This is a genomic window from Halioglobus sp. HI00S01, from assembly GCF_001635445.1.
Lineage (GTDB): Bacteria > Pseudomonadota > Gammaproteobacteria > Pseudomonadales > Halieaceae > Halioglobus > Halioglobus japonicus.
The window spans coordinates 243,902-267,570 of the sequence record NZ_LWEE01000265.1 but is presented as its reverse complement, the minus strand read 5'-3'; the positions used below and the strand labels follow the sequence as shown (position 1 = coordinate 267,570).

Here is a 23,669-nt window from a genome sequence, read left to right as displayed (position 1 = left end):
TGGCTTAGTCCTTGAGGTAGTGCATGCGAATGGACGCCGCCGTACCGTAAAGGCGACCGGAAGGATCGCTGTCGAGATCCTGCTCCATCAGCCGGAGATAGCTCCTCTGGCGAACTTCCTTGGGCCGCTGAGGGCTCTCTTCCCCATGGTGGTGAATCACGATATTCACCACCTCGTACTGCTCTTCACTAAGCGAGGTATCAATCACCTCATGTACATGGCCGCGATAGCGAATTGCCGGTGAATTTCGGAACAGCCGGGCAATGGCATGCACCTTGTAACCTTTGAAACCGCGGGTGGAAGGTGTTTGCTGCTTTGTCGGGACAAAGCCGCCCTCGAAGCGCTGATTCGTGTAATTATGTTGGCTGAGAAAGAACGCATCGCGCTCGGTGGTCGTCACCAGCTCACGAAGGCGCAGCCAGTTAGCTGGGTCGATCATCTCGTCTGCATCCAGCACGACGATCCAATCGCCGCTAGCCTGCTCCAGCGAGTAGTTGCGCGCGGCGGAAAAATCATCACACCAGGCGAAATCGAACACCTTGGCCCCCAGGCGCTGTACAATATTTCGCGAGTCATCGCTTGAGCCGGTGTCCACCACGATCATCTCATCGACAAAATCAGCGGCGGCTTAAAGACAACGGGGCAGGAAGTACGATTCGTCCTTGACGATCATACACAGGGAAATACTAGGTGGGAGCATTACCGCATTCGCCGTCAATAAAGTAGGCTGTAGAGCTTGCGCTGATACTCCGCCGCCAGAGGGTCACCCTTACCGAGCGAGGCGATGGTGTCGAGCAACGCCTTTCTGGTGGCACCATCGCCGTGATCCAGGTCCTTGCGCAAAATGGTGACCAGATATTCCATGGCGTCCTTGAATTGACCAGCATTGGTCAACTGCACCGCCAGCTGGGCCATCACATCCAGATTATCCGGGTCAGCGACCAGCTGCTGTTCCAGCGCTTCAATTTCTGGTGACTTGGCTGCCTGACGCTTAATTTCTAACTGAGCCCGCAGTTGTTCATAAGCGGCGTCTTGATCCGCCATACGCACGCCGTCGAGCAGTGCTTCGGCTTCGTCCAGACGCATGGACTCAATCAGGCAATGCACATAGGCCACGGTGATCTCGTACAATTGACCGGATTCTTCCCAGGCCTGGCGCAGCGGGGTCAGAGCAGCGGCAAAATTGCCCTCCTCCATGGCTTCTTTCGCCAGTTGCAGAAGGCCGTCCCAGGGTTTGGGCAGATACTTGCCCAGAAGTTCGCGAATTTCCTTTTCGGGTTGGGCACCGGCAAAACCATCTACAGGCTGCCCGTCTTTAATCACCATCACCGTCGGCAGGCTGCGCACGCCAAACTGCTGCGCAATCATGCCCTGTTCGTCCGCGTTGACCTTGGCCAACAAAAACGCGCCGTTATATTCGTTGGCGATTTTCTCCAACAGCGGCATAAGCACTTTGCAGGGCTCACACCAATCTGCCCAGAAGTCGACGACCACCGGACGATTATGTGATTCCTCGATCAGTAGCGCTGCAGCGTTAGTCTCATCGATATTAACTATGTGTTCGGACATAGCGGGTTCCATCTGCTAATAAGTGAATGAGATTGCAGCGTGCCTACAGGCCAAGTACGTCACGCATGTCATAGAAGCCGGGGGCCTTACCATTCAACCAGCCGGCGGCCCGCACTGCGCCACGACCGAAAGACATGCGACTGGACGCTTTGTGGGTAATCTCAACCCGTTCACCGTCAGCCATAAAACTCACGGTGTGATCGCCAACCACATCGCCACCGCGCACGGTGGCAAAACCGATAGTGTCGCGCTCTCGCGCACCGGTCTGGCCTTCTCGTCCATACACCGCCACTTTCTTCAGATCACGGCCCAGGGTATCTGCGACCACTTCACCCATGCTCAGCGCTGTGCCAGAAGGAGCATCGATCTTGTGCCGATGGTGGGCTTCGACAATCTCAATATCAACGTCATCGCCCAGCACCTGGGCAGCCACTTCAAGTAATTTGAAGCATAGATTCACACCCGTGCTGAAATTGGTCGCCTTACACAGCGGGATCTTTTTGGCGGCCTCATCGATAACCGCTTGCTGAGCATCATCGAAACCGGTGGTGCCGATAACAATGGCAGTATTACTCGCCGCACATACCTGTACATTGGCAACCGTAGCAGCCGGGATCGTGAAATCGATCAGCACATCGATGTCTTCAACGACATCGTCGAGCGAACCAGCAATGGTCACGCCCAACTTGCCAACACCGGCAAATTCACCGGCATCTGCGCCAATCAGGCTGGACTCAGGTCGCTCAATGGCCGCTGCCAGCTGCAGTTCGTCGCCTGCCAGGCTCACCGCCTCGATCAGGGTTCTGCCCATGCGTCCGGCGGCGCCGGTAATACCTATTTTTGTTGTCATGATGATGTCATATCGTCAAAGAAATTTTTCACACCTTCAAACCAGCTGTGTTGGCGCGGGCTCTGCTTATGCCCGGACTCACCCAGTGATGCCGACAATTCTTCCAGCAATTCCTTCTGACGCTTGGTCAGATTCACCGGTGTCTCAACGACGGCCCGACACAAGAGGTCGCCCACGCTGCCGCCACGCACAGGCTTCACGCCCTTGCCGCGCAGACGGAACAGTTTCCCTGTCTGCGTTTCCGCTGGAATCTTCAGCTTCACTTTGCCATCGAGGGTGGGCACTTCAAGCTCACCGCCCAGGGCAGCATCGGCAAAGGTGATCGGCACTTCACAATACAGGTGCTTGCCATCCCTTTCAAAGATGGGGTGCTGCTTCACCGACATCTGTACAAACAGATCACCCGCGGGGCCACCCATGGGGCCGGCTTCGCCTTCGCCGGACAGGCGGATGCGATCGCCAGTGTCCACACCCGGGGGCACTTTTACAGACAGAGTCTTGGTCTTTTCTACCCGGCCCTGGCCATGACAATCAGTGCAGGGATCGGAGATGATCTGGCCGGAACCGCGACAATGCGGACAGGTTTGCTGAACCTGGAACAGGCCCTGTTGCATGCGGACCTGGCCTGCGCCACCACAGGTGGTACAGGTGACCGGGCTGGAACCTTTCTTGGCGCCGGAGCCATCACAGGTTTCACAGGTGTGCAGCGTGGGCACCTTGATCTCAACGGTGGTGCCTTTAACGGCATCTTCCAGGGAGATATCCAGGGTGTAGCGCAAATCGGAACCGCGCTGCGGTCCTGCGCGGCCACGGCCACCGCCGCCACCACCGAAGATGTCGCCGAATACATCGCCAAAGATGTCGCTGAAGCTGCCGCCGCCAAAGCCGCCGGCGCCGCCGCCCATGTTCGGATCCACACCGGCATGACCGAACTGGTCATAGGCCGCGCGCTTCTCTGAATCCATCAGGACATCGTATGCCTCGGTGGCTTCCTTGAATTTTTCCTCGGCTTCGGGATCGTCCGGATTGCGGTCGGGGTGATACTTCATCGCCACCCGGCGGTAGGACTTTTTGATCTCCTTGTCGTCAGCGCTTTTGCTGACTCCGAGAACTTCGTAGTAATCGCGTTTTGACATGATTTCTCAGCGTACTTTTACAGCTATTCCTAAAATGACTACGCGGGCATCAGTGGCCCGCGTGGTCGAACTTGGTAACCGGAGCGACCGAAGTCGCTCCTTCAGCAAGGAAGCGGGACTTACTTGTTGTCGTCCTTAACTTCCTCAAACTCGGCGTCCATGACGTCTTCACCGGCAGGCTCTGCCTGAGCACCTTCGGCGCCGGCGCCAGCTGCCTGTGCCTGCTCTGCCTGGGCAGCGTACATCTTCTGCGCAACAGGGCCAGTAGCTTCAGTCAGCTTCTCGGCAGCGGCATCAATGGCGGCTTTGTCGTCGCCCTTAACGGCTTCTTCTGCTTCGGTGATCGCAGCTTCAATCGCAGCTTTCTCCTCATCAGTAGCGTGCTCGCCAGCTTCCTCGATGGTCTTCTTGGCAGCGTGGATCAGGCCGTCACAAGTATTGCGCGCGGTGATCAGCTCCTCGAACTTGGCATCGGCTTCAGCATTAGCTTCAGCGTCAGCAACCATTTGCTCGATGTCTTCATCGCTCAGACCGCCGGAGGCAGTGATGCGGATGGACTGTTCCTTGCCGGTTGCCTTGTCCTGGGCAGACACGTGCAAGATACCGTTGGCGTCCAGGTCGAAGGTCACTTCAATCTGGGGCATGCCGCGTGGTGCCGGCGGGATGTCGGCCAGGTCGAAACGACCCAGTGACTTGTTGCCAGTCGCCTGCTTGCGCTCGCCCTGGACTACATGAATGGTCACGGCAGTCTGGTTGTCGTCAGCGGTAGAGAAGATCTGCGACTTCTTGGTCGGAATCGTAGTGTTCTTCTCAATCAGCGGAGTAGCCACGCCACCCATGGTCTCGATGCCCAGGGTCAGCGGAGTTACGTCCAGCAGCAGTACGTCTTTCACGTCGCCGGACAGTACCGCACCCTGAATAGAGGCACCCATGGCAACCGCTTCGTCGGGGTTAACGTCCTTGCGCGGCTCTTTGCCGAAGAAGTCCGCGACCACGCTCTGAACCATCGGCATGCGGGTCTGGCCACCGACCAGGATCACGTCGTCGATCTCGGAGGGAGACAGACCCGCGTCCTGCAGGGCCGTCTTCACGGGCTCCATGGAGCGCTTGACCAGGTCTTCCACCAGGCTTTCCAGCTTGGCGCGGCTCAGCTTAACCACCAGGTGCTTGGGACCGGTTGCGTCTGCAGTGATGTACGGCAGATTCACTTCAGTCTGCTGGCTGGATGACAGCTCGATCTTGGCTTTTTCAGCAGCTTCCTTCAGGCGCTGCAGAGCCAGCGGATCGTTGTGCAGGTCAATGCCCTGCTCTTTCTTGAACTCGTCCGCCAGGTATTCGATCAGGCGCAGGTCAAAGTCTTCACCACCGAGGAAGGTGTCACCGTTGGTAGACAGCACTTCAAACTGGTGCTCGCCGTCGACTTCTGCGATCTCGATGATGGAGATATCGAAAGTACCGCCACCGAGGTCGTAAACCGCCACAGTGTGGTCGCCCTTGGCCTTGTCCATGCCGTAGGCCAGCGCAGCCGCAGTCGGCTCGTTGATGATGCGCTTGACTTCCAGACCAGCGATCTTACCGGCGTCCTTGGTCGCCTGACGCTGGGAGTCGTTGAAGTAGGCAGGTACGGTGATGACAGCCTCGGTTACGGGCTCGCCCAGGAATTCCTCGGCAGTCTTTTTCATCTTGCGCAGAACTTCAGCAGACACCTGCGGAGGCGCCATCTTGTCGTCCTTGGCCTGAACCCAGGCGTCGCCGTTGTCAGCTTCAATGATCTTGTAAGGGACCATGCTGATGTCTTTCTGAACCACATCGTCCTTGAACTTACGGCCGATCAGACGCTTAACCGCGAACAGGGTGTTGGTGGGGTTAGTCACCGCCTGACGCTTGGCGCTCTGGCCAACCAGGATCTCACCGTCGTCGGTGTAACCCACGATAGAAGGGGTAGTGCGATCGCCTTCCGCGTTCTCAATCACGCGAGGTGCGTCGCCGTCCAGTACGGATACACACGAGTTAGTGGTACCCAGGTCGATTCCGATAATCTTGCCCATTGTAAATCTCTCCAGTTTGGGTGGCGTCCGAGACGCCTAATCAATTGCGTTGTTCTCTATCTGGGGTCGTCTTGGCCAGATTCAACCCCTTTTCGGGGTCAGGTCTCTGTTTTCTCAGACAACCCCGGGGTCAGGTCTTATTTTTCTCAGACATCGGGGTCTGACCCCGGGGTTGTCTGAGAAATTTGAGACCTGACCCAATGGTTTATTTGCTGACCATTACCATGGCGGGGCGGATGAGACGGCCGTTCAGGGTGTAGCCTTTCTGCATTACCGCGATTACGGTGTTGGGCTCTACCTCGGGGTTCTCGATCATGCTCATGGCCTGGTGCAGATTGGGGTCGAAGGGCTCGCCATTGGGCTCTACCACTTCGATATTCTGCTTGCCGAGGACGTCCAGCAGGCTCTTGAGGGTCAGCTCAACGCCTTCGGCAATCGGCTTGATGGCCTCGTCATCGCCAGAGGCGGCCTCGAGGGCGCGTTCCAGGTTGTCGGCGACGGGCAGCAACTCACCGGCAAAGCGTTCAAGGGCAAATTTGCGAGCCTTTTCCACGTCCTGATCGGCGCGGCGCTTGGCGTTCTGGGCCTCGGCCTGGGCACGCAGGGCGGCGTCTTTGGCAGCAACCAGTTCTTCCTGCAGCTGGGCGACTTCATCGTCCGGCGAAGCCTCTGCTTCTGCTGCTTCAGCGGCAGCCACTTCTTCGGCGGTTTCAAGTTCAACTTCCACGCCCGTGGACTGTTCTTCCTGGATCTCGTTTTCTGGCTGTTTTGAGTCTTGCTCGGCCACGCTTGTACTCCGTTATGGCATCAATTCAGGGGATGTCACGGATATGGGGACGGATTGGGGAGGTTCAAGGGAAAAAAATGAGATTTTTCGGCCCGGTTCGAGCCCGGCCCAGGCCAGACAGGACCTGGCCTGGAGGAGAATTGACGGCTGTCGGAAACAGGGCCCGCCGGGGGCCCGAATGCGGCTTATTTGGCCAGTGCCTGGCTCAACATTTTGGCAGTGACATCCACAATGGGAATCACCCGCTCATAGGCCATCCGGGTGGGGCCGATCACACCCAGCACACCCAGAGTTTGCACCCCATCGCTATAGGGGGCGGTCACTACGGAATAATCGCCAAAGACCTCGTAGCCTGCCTCTTCGCCAATGAACACCTGCACACCCTCGGCGCTGGAACAACGGTCCAGCAGGTGCAGCAGATCTTTTTTCTGCTCGAAGGCATCAAACAACTCGCGCAGTTTGACCACTTCTTCGGCCGTGGCATTGCCGATCAGCTTGCTCTCGCCCGCAACCACGTACTCCTCGTTGTCTTCCTGACCCAGCGCTTTGCTGGCCAGATCCAGGGAGTCGCGCAGATAGGCATCAATCTGGGCGCGGGCGTCATGCATTTCCCGCAACAGACCATCCTGCACCCGATTCAGGGCCTGTCCCGCGAAGCGTTGATTCACCATGGCGGCCGCCTCACGCAGCTGTTCCTCAGAAAATGGCCGTTCAGTGTGGATGATCCGGTTCTGCACCTCGCGCTCGTTCACCACCAGTATCACCAGCACACGGTTGCCAGACAGAGGCAGAAATTCCACCTGACGCAGCTGGTTAGCCTCTTGCTTGGGCACCGTCACCAGCCCGGCCTGGGCGGTAATATTGGCCAGTATATTCGAGGCGCTCTGGACCAGTTCCGACGAGGTCTTGTCGGGATTAAGCTCGGTGCGCAGAGCCGAAACAGCGTCGGCGGTGAGGGGCTGGACCTGCAGCAGGCTGTCAACAAACAACCGGTAACCCGCCGCCGTAGGAATGCGCCCGGCTGAGGTATGGGGTGATACCAGAAAACCACGATCTTCCAGGTCGGACATGACATTGCGGATTGTCGCGGCACTGACAGGCAGGCCGGATTCTTCCATTAATGTGCGCGAGCCCACCGGCTGGCCATCGCGAATGTGCCGCTCTACCAGTGTTTTGAGCAGTACACTAGCGCGATCTGATATGACTTCAATACTCATGTGGTTCCTGTCGTCCCTGATCACAGGTTGTATCACAGCCCAGTCAATTTACAAAACCTGTGCGTCCAGGCGACAGGCACGCAGCATGGATGTTTATGCACGCAGGCTTCTGGGGTATAAATGCCGAAACCATTGGGGAACCGCATGCTCAGCCATATCAGCATAAGCAACTACACGATTGTCTCGGAACTGGAGATGGAATTCGCCGCGGGCATGACCGTGATCACCGGCGAGACTGGCGCCGGCAAATCCATCACCCTGGATGCGTTGGGCCTGTGTCTGGGCGACCGGGCCGACCCCAAGGCCGTGCGCCACGGCGCCAAGCGGGCGGAAATTGCCGCCACCTTCGATATCAGCGCGCTGCCCGCGGCCAGCGCCTGGCTGGACAGCCGCGACCTGGAGGGCGGCGATGAATGCCTGCTGCGCCGGGTCATTACCGCAGAAGGTCGAAGCCGCGCCTATATCAACGGTTCACCCTCCACACTGCAGGACTGCGCGGAACTGGGCGCCCTGCTCATCGATATTCACAGCCAGCACGCGCACCAGTCGCTGCTGCGCAAACCCGTCCAGCGCGCATTGCTCGACGCCTATGCCGGGCACCAGAAACTCGCCGCTGACGTCGAGCAAAGCGCGTCAAACTGGCTGCGCGCCCAGCGTGAGCTTGAACTGTTGACCGGCTCGGCCGATGAGCACGCCTCCCGCGCGCAACTGCTCGCCTACCAGGTGGATGAGCTCGATCAACTGGCACTGGGCGAAACCGAACTGCAAGAGCTTGAGCAGGAACAGAAATTATTGGCCAACGCCGAGCAGATTCTGTCCTCGGCCCATTCTGCCCTGGATTTGTGTGACCAACAGGAAAATGGCACTCGCCGGGCCCTGCAGCTGCTCAGCGACGACGCCCATGCCGGCGACGCCGCCGACTCTGCCCGGGAACTGCTCGACAGCGCCGCCATCCAAATCGCCGAGGCCCGCAGCGAGATCCAGCGCCATCTCGACGCCGTGGAAATCGACCCCGAGCGCCTCGACATCGTCCAGCGCCGGTTGGAGACCATTTACGATGTGGCGCGCAAGCACCGCGTAATGCCTGAGCAGGTCGCCGAGGTCCATCAACGCCTGCGCGAGGAACTGGATTCACTCGCCGGCAGCGAAGAGCGCATCAAGGAGCTGCAGGGCGAGATGGCCAGCCTCGAGCGAGCCTATGCCGGGCAGGCCAAGAAACTCAGCAGCAGCCGCTCCCGGGCAGCCAAAAAGCTCGTCAAAGCCGCTCAGGAGGTACTCGCCACGCTGGCCATGGCGCAGTGCACACTGGAAATTGCCCTGACACCCCGTGACAACAGCGCCCCCCACCCCCATGGCGTTGAAGACATTGAGTTTCTGATCAGCACCAACCCAGGGACAGCGCCGCAGGGGCTGGGCAAGATCGCTTCCGGCGGTGAGCTCTCACGGATCAGCCTGGCCATTCAGGTTGTCACCGCCAGCGCAGGTACCGTACCGAGCATGGTCTTTGACGAAGTGGATGTCGGCATTGGCGGTGCCGTGGCCGAGGTGGTTGGCAAGTTGCTGCGCGACCTGGCTGGCACCGCCCAGGTCCTGTGCGTCACCCACCTGCCTCAGGTTGCAGCCCAGGGCCAACAGCACCTGCAGGTGAGCAAGCAATCAAACAAGGATTCCGTGGAAACCCGCCTGAGCACACTTGGCCAGGATGAGAAAGTCGAAGAAATCGCCCGCATGCTCGGCGGCGTCAAGATCACTGAACAGACGCTGGCACACGCACGCGAGATGCTGGAAAGCGCCTGATTCTGTCATCAAGCACATTCCAATCGCGTAACTTCAGGGATATCGGGCGACCGCCCGAAAACTAGGATTTCTTGCGAACGTAAAGCACCAGCGAGTGGTCCGCCAGCTCGAAACCGTGCTGCTCGGCTATCTCCCGTTGACGCTGCTCAATAATCTCGTCGTGGAATTCAATCACTTCACCGGACTCCACATTCACCATGTGATCGTGGTGTTCGCCTTTGGCGAGCTCAAACACCGAATGTCCGGTTTCAAAATTGTGGCGCGTCACCAAGCCGGCAGTTTCAAACTGCGTCAGCACCCGGTATACCGTCGCCAGGCCCACGTCTTCGCCAGCGTCCAGCAACGCGCGATATACGTCTTCAGCACTCATATGGTGCGGGCCGGCTTCGCTTTCAAGGATCTGCAGGATCTTGACGCGGGGGAGGGTCACCTTCAGGCCCGCTTTGCGCAGTTCCTGGTTTTCTTCGGCCATATCTTCAGGGCTTCTCGTTGGGATTCAGTAGCGGTATGATGCCACCCCAGTTAACGAAGTGGAAGTTCTACCCCATGCGCATTGCTTTTATTGTATTCGCCCTCACCTGTCTCAGCGCCTGCAGCGCCGTGGGCTTTCCGGGTGTTTACCGCATCGACGTGGAACAGGGCAACATCGTCACACCGGACATGGTAGAGCAGCTGGAGCCAGGCATGAGCAAACGCCAGGTGCGCTTCATTCTGGGCACGCCACTGGTGGAAGACCCCTTCAACAAAGATCGCTGGGACTACGCCTACCGCAAGAGCAATGGCCTGGACATTCTCTCCGAGAACCGCCTGACCGTTATCTTTGAAAACGACGTACTGGTGGAAGTCAGCGGCGATGCCGCTGAAGATCGCGCCGGCGCATAAACGCCGGCTCTAAAAGCAAAATCTGCTAGCGTTACTTGCTGCGGCGTTCCTTGGCGCGCGCCGCTCGTGCCTTGCGCACTTCTTTAGGATCGGCGATCAAAGGCCGATAGATCTCCACCCGATCGCCCTCACGCAATACTTGGGTCGGTGCCACGACCTTGGCAAATATCCCCAGCTTGGCATTGTCGAGGTCAATATCCGCGAACTTTTCGGTAATGCCTGATTGCTGGGCGGCTTGCAATGCTGTGGTACCCTCGGTGACATCCAGGGCCATAATCGCCTGCTTTCCCGCCAGGGCATAGGCCACTTCAACGTGAATGGTTTCGCTCATCAAATCACCCGTAAAGTTCTTTGGCGCGCTTCTCTACCGCGCTCACCAGATTGGTTGTCACTGAATCAAACAGTTTGGCTGCCGCCGCCCCCAGTACCGCGCTATTCACCTTGAAACGCAGTTCCAGGCTTACTTTGCACGCCTCATCACCCAGGGGTAGAAACTCCCAGCTGCCAGCAAATTGCTGGAACGGCCCATCGACCAGTTCCAGCGCAATATGCCTTGCATCCACCACCCGATTGCGCGTGCTGAAGCTTTGCTTTATCCCCGCCTTGGACAAGTCCAGCCGAGCTTCAATGATGTCTTCCTCACGGCGCAACACTTCGGCGCCGACACAGCCATCCATATAGCGCGGATAGGCCTCGATATCATTCACCAGGTCAAACATCTGCTTGGGCTTGTAGGGCAGCAGCGCACTGCGCTGGATATGGGTCATGGTCTTACAACAGTTTTATTCAAATCAGCCTGGCGAGGGCAACAACGATAATCGCCAGCGGCGCAATATAGCGCAGCAGACCCCGCCAGAGCGAGAACATCAGCGCGGATTCACGCCCCAGCTGTTCGCGTAACACCGCAGGATGCAGCCGCCAGCCCACCAGTAGGGCCACCATCAAACATACCAGAGGAATAAGAACACCCGCGGCCAGTTCATCAAAAACCTGCAGCAGGTTGTGATTGGCAAACCACCCCTCCCCCGCCAGCGACCAGGCAATCGCCGCCGCCAGCAGCCAAACAATTGCCGCACACACCAACACGGCGGCCCAGCGCTGGCCGCGCAACACCTGGCGCACGCTCGCAATGGCGGGCTCCAGCAGGGCAAGGCCGGCCCCCAGGGCGGTCACCACCGTCAGCAGAAAGAACGCCACGCCGAATCCATCACCGTGAGGGATATTACCGAAGGCGTAAGGAGCACTGATAAACAGCAGTCCCGGCCCGCTATTGGGCACCAGGTTGGTTGCCAGCATCAACGGGTAAATCGCCAGTGCCGCCAACAATGCAATCGCAACATTAAACGCGGCTACCGCCAGCACTGAACGCGCCACCGGGATGCGCCGTGGCGCATAGGCACCGTAAGCCATTCCCACGCCCACACCGAGCCCGAACGTCAGCAGCGCGTGACTGATAGCGGCCAGCACCGCCTCGCGCGTAAAGTCCACCGCCTTCAGGCTGAATAGATAGTCGCCGGCCTGTTCCAGGTTGCCGTTGTCCAGATTAAAGCGCACCAGCACCCCCAGCAGCGTAATCATCAGGGGAATAGCCAGCCACACAAATACGCCCAGGCCGCGCCTGACACCCTGGGCGCTCACAATCAGCAGCACCACCACAAACAGGGTTTGCCAGAACCACTGGCGCTGCGGGTCTGCCAGTAACTCGGTGAATGCCTCGGCCACCATCGGGGCACTGGCAGCAGAGAAGGTACTGCCCTGCATCAGCGGGATATAGGCAAGCGCCCAGCCGGCCACTACCGTGAGGCAGGCCAGCACCATCAGGCCAGTGATGGCAGCCAGTACGCCCAGCACCATCCAATAGCGCGAAATCAACGACCGGTCTGCCACCCAGCGCAGCGCCAGCGGCGGCCCCGACCTGCCGTGGCTACCGATCACGACTTCAGCCACCATCAGTGGCGCACTCAGGAGCAACAGCGACACCACATACGTCAGCATGAAAGCGCCGCCGCCAAAACTGCCCATTAACCAGGCAAAACGCCACAGGCTGCCCAGGCCAATCGTGGCCGCTGCCAGTGCCAATACGAATGTCGTGCGGGTACGCCAGCCAGGCGAGCTCTGCCAGAGCGCTGCAGTCACCTAAACTTCCTTAGCATTATCATGAGCTTAGATTGCCCCACCCCCTGCCGGGTGAAAAGGGAAAGATTACCGTTTATGAACTTTCCCGCGTCCGTATAATGCGCGCCATGGCAAAGAAGAAACACAAGACACCTGCGAACGTGATCGCCCAGAACAAACGGGCGAGCTTCGACTACACCCTGCTGGAAACCTTTGAAGCCGGCGTGTCTCTGTCTGGCTGGGAAGTGAAGAGCCTGCGTGCAGGCAAAGCGGACCTCGCAGATTCCTACGTATTCATGCAAAACGGTGAAGCCTTTCTGCTGAATGCGCATATCACGCCGCTTAATTCGGCCTCGACGCACTTTGTGACCGAACCCACTCGCACGCGCAAGCTGTTGCTGAACAAGAAAGAGCTGGCAAAAATCCTCGCGGCCACCACCGCCAAGGGCCAAACCTGCGTGTGCACATCGCTCTACTGGAAAAATCACCTGGTGAAAGCCAAGATCGCCCTGGCGGTGGGTAAAAAAGCTCACGACAAGCGCGACACCCAGAAAGAAAAAGACTGGAACCGCACCAAGCAACGCATCATTCGCGACAACGTCAAGCAGTAACGGCCTTCGCCGCATCACAATCACTATTTACCGGGCAGGCTCTTAGACAAACTCGGTCTATAAATTGGCTTGCCGAATAGCCGCACCGATACCATAGTTAATAGCGTGGGCCCCCGAGCTATCTCCGTCCCTGGAGCAGACAGGGGAAACCCACACAGGTATACGGTGATTACCGCAATACTCTCCCATGGAGGAGAGCACCTGGCGGAGGGCCCTGACATTAGCTTGCGGGCTTTGGTTATCCCCCGTCAAAGGTCACCCAATAACCGCAGTCGACTGCTCCCCTGCACTCGATTGCGGTTTTCTGTTGGAATTTTCCCTCTAAAGCAGCGCGTTCCCTCAGGCGAAGGCGCGTAACAGCATTCTTATCGACACCAGCAACAGGAATATCCCAAACAGCAGGCTGAGCTGCCGCTGGGTCATTTTGTGGGCTAGCTTTGCGCCAAGCGGCGCCATGAGCACCGTCATCGGTGAAATCGCCGCCACACCAATCAGATTGACATAACCAACATTCATGGCCGGCAGCCGGGGATCGCCCCAGCCGTTAATGATGAACCCGATGGTGCCGGGAATGGCGATCAGCAATCCAAAGAACGCCGCGGTACCCACGGCGCGGTGAATCGGCTGACTCATCATGGTCAGCGCGGCAACACTGAAGGTGCCGCCACCAATACCCATCATCGAAGACAAGCCACCGATCATTGTCGGCACTGTGATCGACAGTGGGCCACGGGGCACATCCTTCCAGGGGCGAAAGTTTTCCAATGGCATCATCATGTGAATCGCAATAATGAGCGCGACCACACCAAAGATGCCTGCCAGCACAATGCTTTGCACCTGCGCCGCCAACACCGAACCCAGCAGTGAGCCCACGAAAATAAACGGCCCCCAGAACTGCACCAGCGAGACATCCACCGCGCCCTTGGCGTGGTGAGCACGAGAAGAAGAAATCGACGTAAAGATGATGGTCGCCAGGGAAGTACCCACGGCAATATGCATGCGGATAGCAGGATCAACGCCCCGCAGCGCCAGCGCTGTGTCCAACACCGGGACAATCACTATGCCGCCACCCACGCCCAGCAGGCCGGCAATCAATCCGGCGACTGCGCCTGTGGCCAGCATCGTCAGTATCAGCGGTATCAGGCCTTCCATCGGGACCTCCAGAAACAACAAAGCCGGCAGCTTACACTGCCGGCGATCAAAGGTGCCAGTGCTGAGACTTACTTCAGTCGACGAGCGCCCGTCAGCAGCAACATTGCCATCAGCATCCACAGCATACCTGCTTGTGCTACCGGAATGGCTGAAGGCGATGAGCCGACAGCATCAGGATTCTATGCGCGCAGCTCTTACTCGGTCGTTAAAGCTCTAAAGCTTACGTCCGAGTTTCTTTTCGGCAATGCGCTTCTCCATATTCTGGAAAGGCAGTCGAATAATCTCGAACGTAAACAGTGCCTGCAAACCCATGACGAGCGTCATGACTCCAAAGAACAACAGCAACTTGGGTTCAGGGCCCAACTTGGCGACAAAGACAATGCCAAGCACCACGAGCACGAAGATGCCCTGGTAGAAATCCTTCACATTCTTGGCGTAGGTGAGCGCGGCGCGTTCATCGTCTTTGATCTCAGCGCGCTCGGGGGGAGTTTCAACGGTTTTTTCCATGGCGGTGTCCTCAGGTATGAAAGTAGAAATATCCACCTCGAACACAGATGCCAGCGCCTTACTGGATTCCAGGCTGGGCCGCTGGCCGCGCTCAATCCGCTGGATTGTGCGCACACTCAAGCCGGTAAACTCCGCGAGTTGATCCTGCGACCAGCCGCGCTGAAGTCTTAGCTTGCGTACTATCATCTGTTACTCCCCATTGCTATCGGGTTGATTTCGAGGTGGCGCTCATCCTGCTGACGAAACCGCCCAGACACCACGACAGACACCTGACACCAACCTGAAATTCCATATAAATCAATGCGATAGAAAATAGCTTGTCACCCCGGTGTCGCCCTGCCACTGCCACGATCCGACTCTAACCCAATCGTCCGCAGGAAGATACTCAAGACAAAATTCCACCCCAACGGCGACCAAAGCGCGTATAATGCCCCGTCCACGGGGGTGATTTGGATTCGACGACGGATACAAAACCTTCTGGTGCATGCCGTGATGGCAGCCAATCACGTAAACCCAAAGCTGTAACTTTATAGTTGCCAACGACGACAACTACGGTGCTCAGCTGGCTGCGTAAGCAGTCAAAAGACACCATCTAGTAGCTTCGGCTCTAGCGGTCATAAACAAGGTGCCAGTGCCGCGTTTACTGACTGTCATACAGAACTGGACCGCAGCGAAGTACGTTCTGGGCTTTGCTGTTAAACAAATACAGAGCTCGCCAATCACGTCCTGCCCGTTGGGCTGTGTGCGGTTAACTTAATAAACGGAATCTAAGCATGTAGAGCCGAAGGCAGCGGTCTGGCGGACGCGGGTTCAACTCCCGCCACCTCCACCAAACAAAAAAGGTTAACCGAACGGTTGTGATGAAATCACCACAAGGCGTCAACTTTGGACACCTTGTGGTGGAATCGTGGAGCCAGTTCCTTCTGAAGTTCAAGGCCCGAGCAAAAGAAAACGCATATACTGAACACATGATCATCTAATAGGCAGAGCAAAATGAGTGGCAATAATTTTGAGTACCCATTCTGGGCTACAGCCTTTTAAAAGGGCCTGTTGATTGGAGGCATGCCAGTTTCATTTCTTGCGGTCGACTATCGACTGAAAGTTGCGGCCTACTATGGCATTCTTATATTCCTTGGCCTTTTCCTTCGTCCACTCATCGAGAAGTTCGCGCTTGATGAGTTGTATCACGCAGTCACCCGGGCACCGTTTCGTCGGATGATGGAGCGTGAAGCCGCCAGGCGTGAGGTGGAGTTCCGACACAAGCAGCATAATAAGCGATATCGCTACATGAGGTACCTCAGTAAAGAGCTCCCACCTAAATGGTGATGAAATCTCAGCAGGAATTCCTCCAGTCCGGGGGCTGATGTACCTGTGGTCTACGACCAATTCAGGGATTAGGACATCTTTTGGTAGAATTTTCGGAAATCTTGTGCCGGAATCGACAGTTGACCATTCCGATAGAAACGGTCAAGCACTGACAACTCCCTTCGGACTACTTCAAATTGATGATTTTGGAAGTCGCCAATAGAAATCATCGTCCTCAGACAGGTCTAGATCTGGTAAATCTTAAACGTGATTGTACCTCGGCCTCGCCCTCAAGATCAGGCGATTCATCTTCAACTCGCAAGGCTGTAAGGCAAGCCAGCCGCATGGCGAGGGCACGCCACCGCCTTAAGATACGTCCCCGCCGGCGCTGCAGGGTGGTTTAGAAGATGACATTCCTTTTTGAATAGGCAGCTTTCATGCTTTTGTAACTCACCTAAGAAGACACTTGAAAAGCAAGTCCTCCGCGGCTATTGGACTGTCAAGACAACACCTTTGAGTGATTCTAGAACCAGGCGCGACGAGCCAACTCAGTTAGGTAAAGCGACAAACGTACCCGAGCACGTGCGACCGTTAATTTTCTTTGTAAAGGTGCCTGTCAGCACCCCGTTTTTAAATGTTCCCTCTGCCTTCAGCGAGACTCTAGGGCCATAACCGAAATACGGAACATTGAAGGACTTAGTGAAGTGATTCCCGTTTATCGGTATCTCTGCCTTATCCCAGCTAAAGTGTCCATCGTCGCAAGCACCTGTCATACCGCGATCGAAATCGATATCCATAGCGTCGCGATCTGGGCATTCGCTGCCTCGAGCCGTCAGGGCTGTACCGCTGGCATTGACATTGAAACACACCTCGTAGTTTGACTCGACACCTGACCATACTCCACTACGAATCTGACCCGGCTGCTCAATCCCACCCAGATCACCGCTCCAGAGCACCAGCCCAACTGAAGCAAACCCCTCAGCTTTTCCAGCGGGCACGCCGAAAACCCGAAGTCTGTACGAACCGGGCTGAAGTGTCTTGACTATTCCAGCCTCCAACTCGTCTAAACGGTCAAGGTTAAGATCCTCCACTGCGCGAGCGACTGCATCTGCCGTTGAATGCTCGATCCAATTGTCATTCCCAGCAATGACTGTCTCGGTGCCATCTCCATCAATTCTAAACAGTTGTATGCGCGGATCATCTAGAGTGCTTTCACTTCCGGAGTCAGACAGAGTGGGACCAAGACCTATTAAAAGCACCTGCTTTGCTTTGTTGCCAGTAATAGCAAACACATTATCAACGGCTCTATCCCGCGTATCGACATAGCCCTCAGCGAACGAGTCAACGGCGAGCGTATGATGTATCTGCAGCGCGGCGAAGAGAGCCACTATGAATACTAACTTACATGTTTTCGATTGACGCATGACCCACTCCGACAGCAATTCTGCGATTGGGAAGGACCTTCCAGCAAACTCTGTGCCAACCTGGGCTGAGTAGATTTTTACTCACTCCAAATTTGTACGACCGCGCATCATGCATCCATATCAGCTCGATTTCTGCGACTATGCTGATGCTGATACTGAAAAGGTATCGGCATAGTCATCTAGGTATGCCGTCCGATACGCGTGGGCGGCCGTGAATGTAACAATTGTCAGTGTCGATGCACGTTTCGTCTTTAGAAAGTCTGCCATGTATGAAGTAAGCAAAGAGTGTTCCATCTTTGGTGGCAACACCGACTTGCACTAGCACGATAAGCCACTGATCTGTGCAACCGCGGATACGCGTTGGACCAAAGACCAAGGCGTCTCTCGGCAGAGTGAGAAAATCCACTTTGCAATGCAGTCTGACTTGCCGTTTGCGGGAGCTCTTTACTCCCAAGCCGTGCTCACCGGCCGACCGATCAATCTGGTCAGGCGGTGAACTGCGTCACCAATGCTACTGTTTCTTAGAGGGGGTCACATATTACCGGCTGTAGCAAGGCAACCATCTACTGGTGTGCGGATTGTGCTCACTGCCCCATTCGCACGCTATGCTGGGATAACCTGAACAACCGTGCCGGAATAATCCGCATGGTGTGCTGGAGGACTTGAGCAGAGGTAGCGGCACATCTGCTACTACCAAAGCTAAAATGCTAGCGCTAAATGCACCCGCAGTATACCGCCGCAACTATGGCAGCGATCGTTCCAGTCCATTCTTTGAAGTGACCAGTAGGGTCGGTCCCGTTCAATGGGTTATTATGGAAGTGTCTATATCGATTTAAACCTTGAGATGACGGGGCGCCCTCAATGAATGAATGCGCCTGCAGGAACCTGCCGCGGTGTGGGTCATAAATCCACCCGTTCATGTGAGCGAGCCAGTCCCAGGCAAAGCCTGTCCATCCAGCCGAGGGGCTGAAATTGCTCGTGATCTACGGCCAATTCAGGGATTGAGACATCTTTTTCCGGGATCGACAATAGTGTTTGATCCTGTCCTTGATCATCGAATGACATAGGGCACCCCGTGTGTGCCCTTTGGCTCGCTGCGACCAGCCGATCATGCCTTGGTTTCTTAGTTCTTCTATCCGGTCGCAAATCGGGGTGGATATGATCAGGTCTGTATAGCTTGTTTGTTTTCGAATTTTTGGCGTGATTTATTCAATCGTCAAAGCTTGCCTTTCAACTAAAAAGTCAAAAACCAATTCGGACAAACCTTTACCCTCCACTTTCGCACCCCACGCACCATGACCTGCTCCTTCTAAAGGCACAAGTTTGTTATAAACACCCAGGGGATCATATATATCCTGCAACTCAATGGCTTCAGAAAAAGGTGTAGAGGGGTTCATATCTTGGGTGCCGTGGGCCATAAACAACTCAGGGTCACTACCATCGTAGCGATTTAATCCATATACCGACTCGAAAACTTCCAACTTGGCATTAGATCCCCAGAAGTAAACCAGACTTCTGACGATATAGGTCTCTGTTAAATTGGTGGTGGACAGTGTAGGGTCATCGCTAATTAGGATTTCGTCTCTAAAGTCCTCCAGGTTCGAAATACCTAGCGCAATGGCGGTTACTGCTCCTGCTGAGGCTCCGCCTACGGTGACAAAATCTGAGCTTATGCTGTAAGTATCCGAGTTGGCTATAATCCAGCGAAGTGCAGCTTTTGCATCCCTTTGGGCGGCATAAAGGGCAATGGCTTGTTGAAACTGTTTTAGAGTTTCTGCTCCTTGCAGGGCAAACTCAATCCATTCTTGCGGAGCGATCCCCTTGTAAAACGATAAGACGTCCTCGCGGGACATACCTTGTACGGACCCGAGTTCCTCTGTTGTTCTGTAATCTACAGAAACAAAAACCCAGCCCCGTGAAGCAAAATAATTCGCCATCTCTACGATTTCTGGCTTGGTTTTCGTGCCGCCGGTAAATCCCCCACCATGCAGGAACATAAACAGGGGCCGACCCACAGAGTCATTATCTGGGTAGTAGACGTCCAGTAACTGCGCTTTTGCAAAGGGTGAGGTACCTGCAGCATCGTAGCTGAGTCCCTCAGCGTAAGTGACGTTTTCGTCAAGCAATACCTCGTAATTAGGTTCTACCGTAATGATAGGTAACTCAACGTCTGTATTCCCGCCGCTGTCAACGACAGGGGGTTCATTACCTTGGTTATCACCACCACTGCCTGACGATGAACATCCTTGACTCAATATGACGAGCCAAATAACCAATGCGACTGTTTTCCCGTTTACATTCATAAAGCTCAAGTCAGGTCCTTCAATGATTTCATTGGGTAGTTTAGATTCAAGTGCACGTGTTGTCTCGCATGGTTTGCCCCAGGTAACCACAGCATCGAGCACATCAGGTCGCAGGAGGGACGAGGTGTATGCCAGCATCCCATTAAACAACATGTCATATCGGCTCAGAGCCAGAGAATTTGTGATCAAAAACCCTTAAAGCCTATTGAGTCCCCACGCATAAACGGACAACTACTAAGAATGACTGAGCCCCCCGCAGGGATAAGCGGGTGATTTAACCGATAAGCAGGCTGACAGCGTCGAGTACTCTGAATTGGCTCTATTGTCCAAGCGAGGAGTTACGACTTATATGTCCGTTTTTCCGAAAGTGTCCGTTGACATCGGTATAGTGCTTGAGCCGACTCTACCCACGAATTGACCAATATTGACAGGTGTGCATCAGGCGTGATCGAGAATTATCGGACATCTATTCCCCGAATAGACAAAACGATGGCCTTTTTCTACCACAAGAAAAGTGCCAAGCCCCACCATCATCTGACCCAAGCACATGTGAGAGCATCAGCCCGCTTATCCGCACAAACCGACGCAATGAAAAAGTCTCGAGTCCTGTTATTATCTATCTTGCAACTCTCGTCACACTTATAATCTTACTACTCCAATATTTTCTGAAGCAAAGCCATGACTGACAATTCCGAGTTCATCGACATACTTGTGATCGGTGCAGGCCTCTCCGGTATCGGCAGCGCCTGCCGGTTTCGTCGTGACCTGCCGGGTCTTAGCCTGGCCATCCTGGAGTCTCGCCCGGCCAGCGGCGGCACCTGGGACTTGTTCCGCTACCCGGGCATCCGTTCAGACAGTGATATGTATACGTACAGCTACGGGTTCAAGCCCTGGACAAATGGATCCGCTATCGCCGACGGCGACAGGATTCTCAACTACATTCGAGAAACCGCCGACGAATACGGACTCAACCAGCATATCCGCTATAACCACAAGGTCGTGGCCGCGCACTGGTCGTCACAAGACAAGCTGTGGACCGTGACTGTGACACGAGCATCCGAATCACACCCAGCAAGCCAGGAAACGCTGACCATGCGCTGCAGATTTATTCTCAGCTGCACGGGCTACTACGACTACGATCAGGGGTACACCCCTGAATTCACTGGCATAGATGACTTCAATGGCGACATTGTCCACCCGCAGTTCTGGCCCGAAACGCTCGATTACAAAGGTAAACGTGTGGTGATTGTCGGCAGCGGGGCTACGGCTGTGACACTGGTACCAAACATGGCGAATGACACGGCAAACCTGGTCATGCTGCAACGGTCACCCACCTATATCGCCACGGTGCCCGCCGAGGATCCCTGGCTAGAACCCTTGGGCAAGTATCTACCCGACAGTTGGGTATATCGGCTGATACGCTGGAAAAAAGTACTGTTCCAACAATACATCTNCCGCTTGTCGAGGCGCAAACCCGCCGCTTTACGAAAGTTCCTGCTCGATCAGGTTCGCGAAGAATTGGGCCCGGAGTACGACGTCAAAACCCACTTTACACCCAGCTACAAACCCTGGGACCAACGCCTCTGCGCGGTGCCCGACGGGGACATGTTCGCCGCTATCCGCGAGGGCAAGGCAGAAGTCGTGACTGATCATGTCGAAAACTTTAATCATTCGGGTATCGCACTGAAATCTGGCAGACAACTGGACGCCGACATCGTAATTCTGGCCACCGGTCTGCAACTGAAGTTCGGTGGCGGTGTTGCCTACTACATCGATGGCGAAGAAGTTGAATTGACGGAGCACTTTGTCTACCGGGGCATGATGCTTTCCGGCGTGCCCAATTTTGCGATGAGCGTGGGTTACACAAACTCCTCATGGACATTGAAAACCGATCTCACCGCCAATTATGTCTGCGAGCTGTTTAAAAAGATGGAGCGCGGCGGCCATCAGTATGTGATTCCAGTGCCAAAAGAGGCCATGGATGAGGCACCGCTACTGGATTTCAATGCTGGCTACGTGCTGCGCGGACGCGATCTCATGCCCAAGAACGGTGACCGAGAGCCCTGGAAAAACAGCGACAGATACACAAAAGACTTCGTCGGCTTGAAGCTGAGCCGCAACAAGTACAACGAACTAGAGTTCCATTAGCATCGGAGTCAACAGCTCTGAAAAGGGGCGAAATTGGACTAAGCCTCTGTGTTGAGTACCCCAGGCAGGCTAGTCCTCCCAGCCCGTTGCAAGCAGCCTTCTCATCCAAGAGGATCAAAGTGAAGCCAGCGGCCCGCGCTTTTCCCCGAAACGAAAAAGCGCAGGCACACGCGGGTCAGCCACGTGCGTTGCGACGTATAGCCGCGACTATAAGCAACATTAGTGTGCCGATACCCCACATGCCCATTGCAGGGATGGGCTGCGCGGCAATGAGCTCCCAGCGCCCCCTGAACAAAATGTGATCATTTTCAAGAATTTGAAAGCTTTCATTCCGCTGTAAGAACGGAATCGGATCTCGCCACACTCACGGGAAGGTTTGACGCACCGACCTAGGCGCCGCTAAGCGCCACTCGCCGACGAATCTCCGCGGCCACCAGCCACAATCGATCCTGACCCCAGACCTCCAGGTCGGGCTCACCGTCGGGACCGCACAGACGATAGGACGGCACACCCCACAGGCCCATGCCCTCCACCATTTCATCCTGATGTTGCTCGATATAAGGCTGCCAGTCCGCGGTGCCCAGGTGCTGACGAGCGTCAGTCCAATCCAGGCCCACTTCCTCAACCGCCATTTTCAGGTACTTCTGCTTGTGCAGGCCCCTGCCCTCAGACCAGGCATAGCGCAGCAGGATGCTTAGCAGCTCCGTGTCCTTGCTCTGGGACCTCGCCCACGGGAATAGCGAATAGGCTTGCCGCGTGGGCTCACCAATCGGTGTCACATGCTTGCCGAAGGGCACGCCGAAAAAGTCACCCTCGCGCTTGGTATCAAAGAAAATGTAGGTGCCCTTGGTGGTAGTCGCCGCTACACCGCGCATAATCATGGGCAGCACCGGCTTGAGATGAAAATTGACATTGCAGGCCTGGGCAAGCGCTACCGTGCTGTCATAAATAATCGAGGTATAAGGGCTATTGAGCGACGGGAAGAAGTGCAGGTCCAAACCACTTGCATCGACATCACTCACATCGATCTCCGGCCGTGGCACGATATATGGCTCATCTGGCGACTTGCAGGCATCGAGGTCACGCAGCCGTTGCTCAAGATGAAACAAACGATCCACACCCCAGTACCACTCACCACCGTAATACAGCATGGCACCTGAATAGTGACCCAGCTCCGCCAGACGGGCAGATCCTGCCATTATGGCCGCTTGTGTCTCTGTCTCGGATGCAGTTGCTTGCGCACCATCGATTGGCGCATCAGACCAGGCGCTGGCTGTCAGGTTTTGTACCTGTGCCACAAACTCATCCGGGCCTAGTGCCGCGAGAGCGCCATTGACGGTTGCGTGATGGGCGGGCTCGGGTCGCACACCTGCGGTCTCTGGAAAGCTCAGGCCGTAGTGCGGCGCTATCAGCCCACAATCGCGCCGCGCCCACACTGCTAGTTTTTCTTCCTCGGGCTGGTTACGCCCACCGGTGGCGCGGATCAGGTGCGGCACAATTTCAATGTCGTAACGCTGCACGAACCGCTCCAGTACTTGTGCCATCAGGTAGGAGTACGGATCGTCTACCTGGTGAAAGTACTCCACCACATGTGCGCTACCTGCTGCCTGACGAGCCTTCTCAGCTTTGACGCGCTTCTTTGCGATCTGCTCCGTATTGGCAACCCGGCCCAATGCCCTGGCCATAACAAAGCGCAGCAATCGAGGCGGGTCTACGATATACGCGGGATTGGGATTATTCTCTGGCTCAAGCATTCTCGACAACACCTGCTGCAATACGTCAGTACCGTTCCAGAGCCGTGCTCATCGATGCAGTGAC

General features: G+C 55.9%; 21 protein-coding genes and 1 other RNA gene. 5 read left to right on the top strand and 17 right to left on the bottom strand.

Annotation, left to right across the window (positions count from 1 at the left end):
- Positions 1-4: 4 nt before the first annotated feature.
- The 7 genes from A3709_RS18625 to hrcA form a co-directional block, all read right to left on the bottom strand.
- Positions 5-598, bottom strand: coding sequence for a glycosyltransferase (locus A3709_RS18625; RefSeq protein ID WP_066058080.1), 594 nt, complete (start codon positions 596-598; stop codon positions 5-7).
- 116 nt (positions 599-714) lie between these two features.
- Entirely contained in the window at positions 715-1,569 is an 855-nt protein-coding gene (gene trxA, locus A3709_RS18620) for a thioredoxin (RefSeq protein WP_066058077.1), read from the bottom strand.
- Between the two features lie 43 nt (positions 1,570-1,612).
- Complete coding sequence (gene dapB / locus A3709_RS18615) at positions 1,613-2,419, bottom strand: 4-hydroxy-tetrahydrodipicolinate reductase (protein WP_066058074.1); 807 nt, start codon at positions 2,417-2,419, stop codon at positions 1,613-1,615.
- Positions 2,416-3,555 carry a molecular chaperone DnaJ gene (gene dnaJ / locus A3709_RS18610; RefSeq protein WP_066058071.1) on the bottom strand — a complete coding sequence of 380 codons (1,140 nt, stop codon included), beginning with the start codon at positions 3,553-3,555 and terminating at the stop codon, positions 2,416-2,418. The genes dapB and dnaJ overlap by 4 nt, the downstream gene beginning before the upstream one ends.
- Before the next feature lie 119 nt (positions 3,556-3,674).
- A complete protein-coding gene (gene dnaK / locus A3709_RS18605; protein ID WP_066058069.1) occupies positions 3,675-5,603 on the bottom strand; it encodes a molecular chaperone DnaK in 1,929 nt (642 codons plus the stop codon).
- A 205-nt stretch (positions 5,604-5,808) separates the two neighbouring features.
- Entirely contained in the window at positions 5,809-6,390 is a 582-nt protein-coding gene (gene grpE, locus A3709_RS18600; protein WP_066058066.1) for a nucleotide exchange factor GrpE, read from the bottom strand.
- 185 nt (positions 6,391-6,575) lie between these two features.
- The gene (gene hrcA / locus A3709_RS18595) at positions 6,576-7,607 is read right to left on the bottom strand and encodes a heat-inducible transcriptional repressor HrcA (RefSeq protein WP_066058063.1); all 1,032 of its coding nucleotides are present in this window, start codon (positions 7,605-7,607) and stop codon (positions 6,576-6,578) included.
- Positions 7,608-7,751: 144 nt separating this feature from the next.
- On the opposite strand from hrcA, the gene recN reads away from it, so the two are divergent.
- Positions 7,752-9,404 (top strand): DNA repair protein RecN, encoded by a 1,653-nt coding sequence (gene recN / locus A3709_RS18590; RefSeq protein ID WP_066058060.1) that lies wholly within the window; start codon positions 7,752-7,754, stop codon positions 9,402-9,404.
- A gap of 61 nt (positions 9,405-9,465) precedes the next feature.
- Here the strand turns inward: recN and fur are convergent, their stop codons facing one another.
- Entirely contained in the window at positions 9,466-9,876 is a 411-nt protein-coding gene (fur, locus tag A3709_RS18585; RefSeq protein ID WP_066058057.1) for a ferric iron uptake transcriptional regulator, read from the bottom strand.
- A gap of 74 nt (positions 9,877-9,950) precedes the next feature.
- Here fur and A3709_RS18580 point away from each other — a divergent pair, with 74 nt between their 5' ends.
- On the top strand, positions 9,951-10,286 hold the full coding sequence (locus tag A3709_RS18580) for an outer membrane protein assembly factor BamE (RefSeq protein WP_066058054.1): 336 nt from the start codon (positions 9,951-9,953) through the stop codon (positions 10,284-10,286).
- A 31-nt stretch (positions 10,287-10,317) separates the two neighbouring features.
- Here A3709_RS18580 and A3709_RS18575 read toward each other — a convergent pair whose 3' ends face one another.
- From A3709_RS18575 to A3709_RS18565, 3 genes are read right to left on the bottom strand one after another with little or no spacing between them, the layout of a single operon-like run.
- Positions 10,318-10,617 (bottom strand): RnfH family protein, encoded by a 300-nt coding sequence (locus A3709_RS18575; RefSeq protein ID WP_066058051.1) that lies wholly within the window; start codon positions 10,615-10,617, stop codon positions 10,318-10,320.
- Between the two features lie 4 nt (positions 10,618-10,621).
- A complete protein-coding gene (locus A3709_RS18570) occupies positions 10,622-11,053 on the bottom strand; it encodes a type II toxin-antitoxin system RatA family toxin (protein ID WP_066058048.1) in 432 nt (143 codons plus the stop codon).
- 19 nt (positions 11,054-11,072) lie between these two features.
- Positions 11,073-12,422 carry a sodium-dependent transporter gene (locus tag A3709_RS18565; RefSeq protein WP_066058046.1) on the bottom strand — a complete coding sequence of 450 codons (1,350 nt, stop codon included), beginning with the start codon at positions 12,420-12,422 and terminating at the stop codon, positions 11,073-11,075.
- Positions 12,423-12,529: 107 nt separating this feature from the next.
- On the opposite strand from A3709_RS18565, the gene smpB reads away from it, so the two are divergent.
- Positions 12,530-13,012 carry an SsrA-binding protein SmpB gene (gene smpB, locus A3709_RS18560; protein ID WP_066058622.1) on the top strand — a complete coding sequence of 161 codons (483 nt, stop codon included), beginning with the start codon at positions 12,530-12,532 and terminating at the stop codon, positions 13,010-13,012.
- 339 nt (positions 13,013-13,351) lie between these two features.
- On the opposite strand, the gene A3709_RS18555 is transcribed toward smpB, so the two are convergent.
- Entirely contained in the window at positions 13,352-14,284 is a 933-nt protein-coding gene (locus A3709_RS18555; RefSeq protein ID WP_231871244.1) for a sulfite exporter TauE/SafE family protein, read from the bottom strand.
- A gap of 93 nt (positions 14,285-14,377) precedes the next feature.
- A complete protein-coding gene (locus A3709_RS18550; protein ID WP_066058043.1) occupies positions 14,378-14,857 on the bottom strand; it encodes a helix-turn-helix domain-containing protein in 480 nt (159 codons plus the stop codon).
- A 254-nt stretch (positions 14,858-15,111) separates the two neighbouring features.
- On the opposite strand from A3709_RS18550, the gene ssrA reads away from it, so the two are divergent.
- Positions 15,112-15,503: a transfer-messenger RNA gene (gene ssrA, locus A3709_RS18545) on the top strand.
- A 1,021-nt stretch (positions 15,504-16,524) separates the two neighbouring features.
- On the opposite strand, the gene A3709_RS18535 is transcribed toward ssrA, so the two are convergent.
- The 3 genes from A3709_RS18535 to A3709_RS24090 all read right to left on the bottom strand — a co-directional run bounded on the left by A3709_RS18535 (position 16,525) and on the right by A3709_RS24090 (position 19,856).
- Positions 16,525-17,400, bottom strand: a complete 876-nt coding sequence (locus A3709_RS18535; protein WP_066058038.1) for a hypothetical protein — start codon at positions 17,398-17,400, stop codon at positions 16,525-16,527.
- A 713-nt stretch (positions 17,401-18,113) separates the two neighbouring features.
- The gene (locus A3709_RS25090) at positions 18,114-18,320 is read right to left on the bottom strand and encodes an RHS repeat-associated core domain-containing protein (RefSeq protein WP_156507850.1); all 207 of its coding nucleotides are present in this window, start codon (positions 18,318-18,320) and stop codon (positions 18,114-18,116) included.
- A gap of 285 nt (positions 18,321-18,605) precedes the next feature.
- Positions 18,606-19,856 carry an alpha/beta hydrolase gene (locus A3709_RS24090; protein ID WP_197484290.1) on the bottom strand — a complete coding sequence of 417 codons (1,251 nt, stop codon included), beginning with the start codon at positions 19,854-19,856 and terminating at the stop codon, positions 18,606-18,608.
- A gap of 525 nt (positions 19,857-20,381) precedes the next feature.
- Between A3709_RS24090 and A3709_RS18525 the strand changes: the two genes are divergently transcribed.
- A complete protein-coding gene (locus A3709_RS18525) occupies positions 20,382-21,851 on the top strand; it encodes an NAD(P)/FAD-dependent oxidoreductase (protein WP_066058035.1) in 1,470 nt (489 codons plus the stop codon).
- Positions 21,852-22,240: 389 nt separating this feature from the next.
- On the opposite strand, the gene A3709_RS18520 is transcribed toward A3709_RS18525, so the two are convergent.
- Positions 22,241-23,605 (bottom strand): DsbA family protein, encoded by a 1,365-nt coding sequence (locus tag A3709_RS18520; RefSeq protein ID WP_066058033.1) that lies wholly within the window; start codon positions 23,603-23,605, stop codon positions 22,241-22,243.
- Positions 23,606-23,669: the final 64 nt, after the last annotated feature.

Coding starts and splice junctions, on each gene's coding strand:
- trxA (WP_066058077.1), bottom strand. CDS start 1,569: ATGTCCGAACACATAGTTAATATCGATGAGACTAACGCTGCAGCGCTA.
- dapB (WP_066058074.1), bottom strand. CDS start 2,419: ATGACAACAAAAATAGGTATTACCGGCGCCGCCGGACGCATGGGCAGA.
- dnaJ (WP_066058071.1), bottom strand. CDS start 3,555: ATGTCAAAACGCGATTACTACGAAGTTCTCGGAGTCAGCAAAAGCGCT.
- dnaK (WP_066058069.1), bottom strand. CDS start 5,603: ATGGGCAAGATTATCGGAATCGACCTGGGTACCACTAACTCGTGTGTA.
- hrcA (WP_066058063.1), bottom strand. CDS start 7,607: ATGAGTATTGAAGTCATATCAGATCGCGCTAGTGTACTGCTCAAAACA.
- recN (WP_066058060.1), top strand. CDS start 7,752: ATGCTCAGCCATATCAGCATAAGCAACTACACGATTGTCTCGGAACTG.
- fur (WP_066058057.1), bottom strand. CDS start 9,876: ATGGCCGAAGAAAACCAGGAACTGCGCAAAGCGGGCCTGAAGGTGACC.
- A3709_RS18580 (WP_066058054.1), top strand. CDS start 9,951: ATGCGCATTGCTTTTATTGTATTCGCCCTCACCTGTCTCAGCGCCTGC.
- A3709_RS18575 (WP_066058051.1), bottom strand. CDS start 10,617: ATGAGCGAAACCATTCACGTTGAAGTGGCCTATGCCCTGGCGGGAAAG.
- A3709_RS18570 (WP_066058048.1), bottom strand. CDS start 11,053: ATGACCCATATCCAGCGCAGTGCGCTGCTGCCCTACAAGCCCAAGCAG.
- smpB (WP_066058622.1), top strand. CDS start 12,530: ATGGCAAAGAAGAAACACAAGACACCTGCGAACGTGATCGCCCAGAAC.
- A3709_RS18550 (WP_066058043.1), bottom strand. CDS start 14,857: ATGATAGTACGCAAGCTAAGACTTCAGCGCGGCTGGTCGCAGGATCAA.
- A3709_RS18535 (WP_066058038.1), bottom strand. CDS start 17,400: ATGCGTCAATCGAAAACATGTAAGTTAGTATTCATAGTGGCTCTCTTC.
- A3709_RS25090 (WP_156507850.1), bottom strand. CDS start 18,320: ATGAACGGGTGGATTTATGACCCACACCGCGGCAGGTTCCTGCAGGCG.
- A3709_RS24090 (WP_197484290.1), bottom strand. CDS start 19,856: ATGTTGTTTAATGGGATGCTGGCATACACCTCGTCCCTCCTGCGACCT.
- A3709_RS18520 (WP_066058033.1), bottom strand. CDS start 23,605: ATGCTTGAGCCAGAGAATAATCCCAATCCCGCGTATATCGTAGACCCG.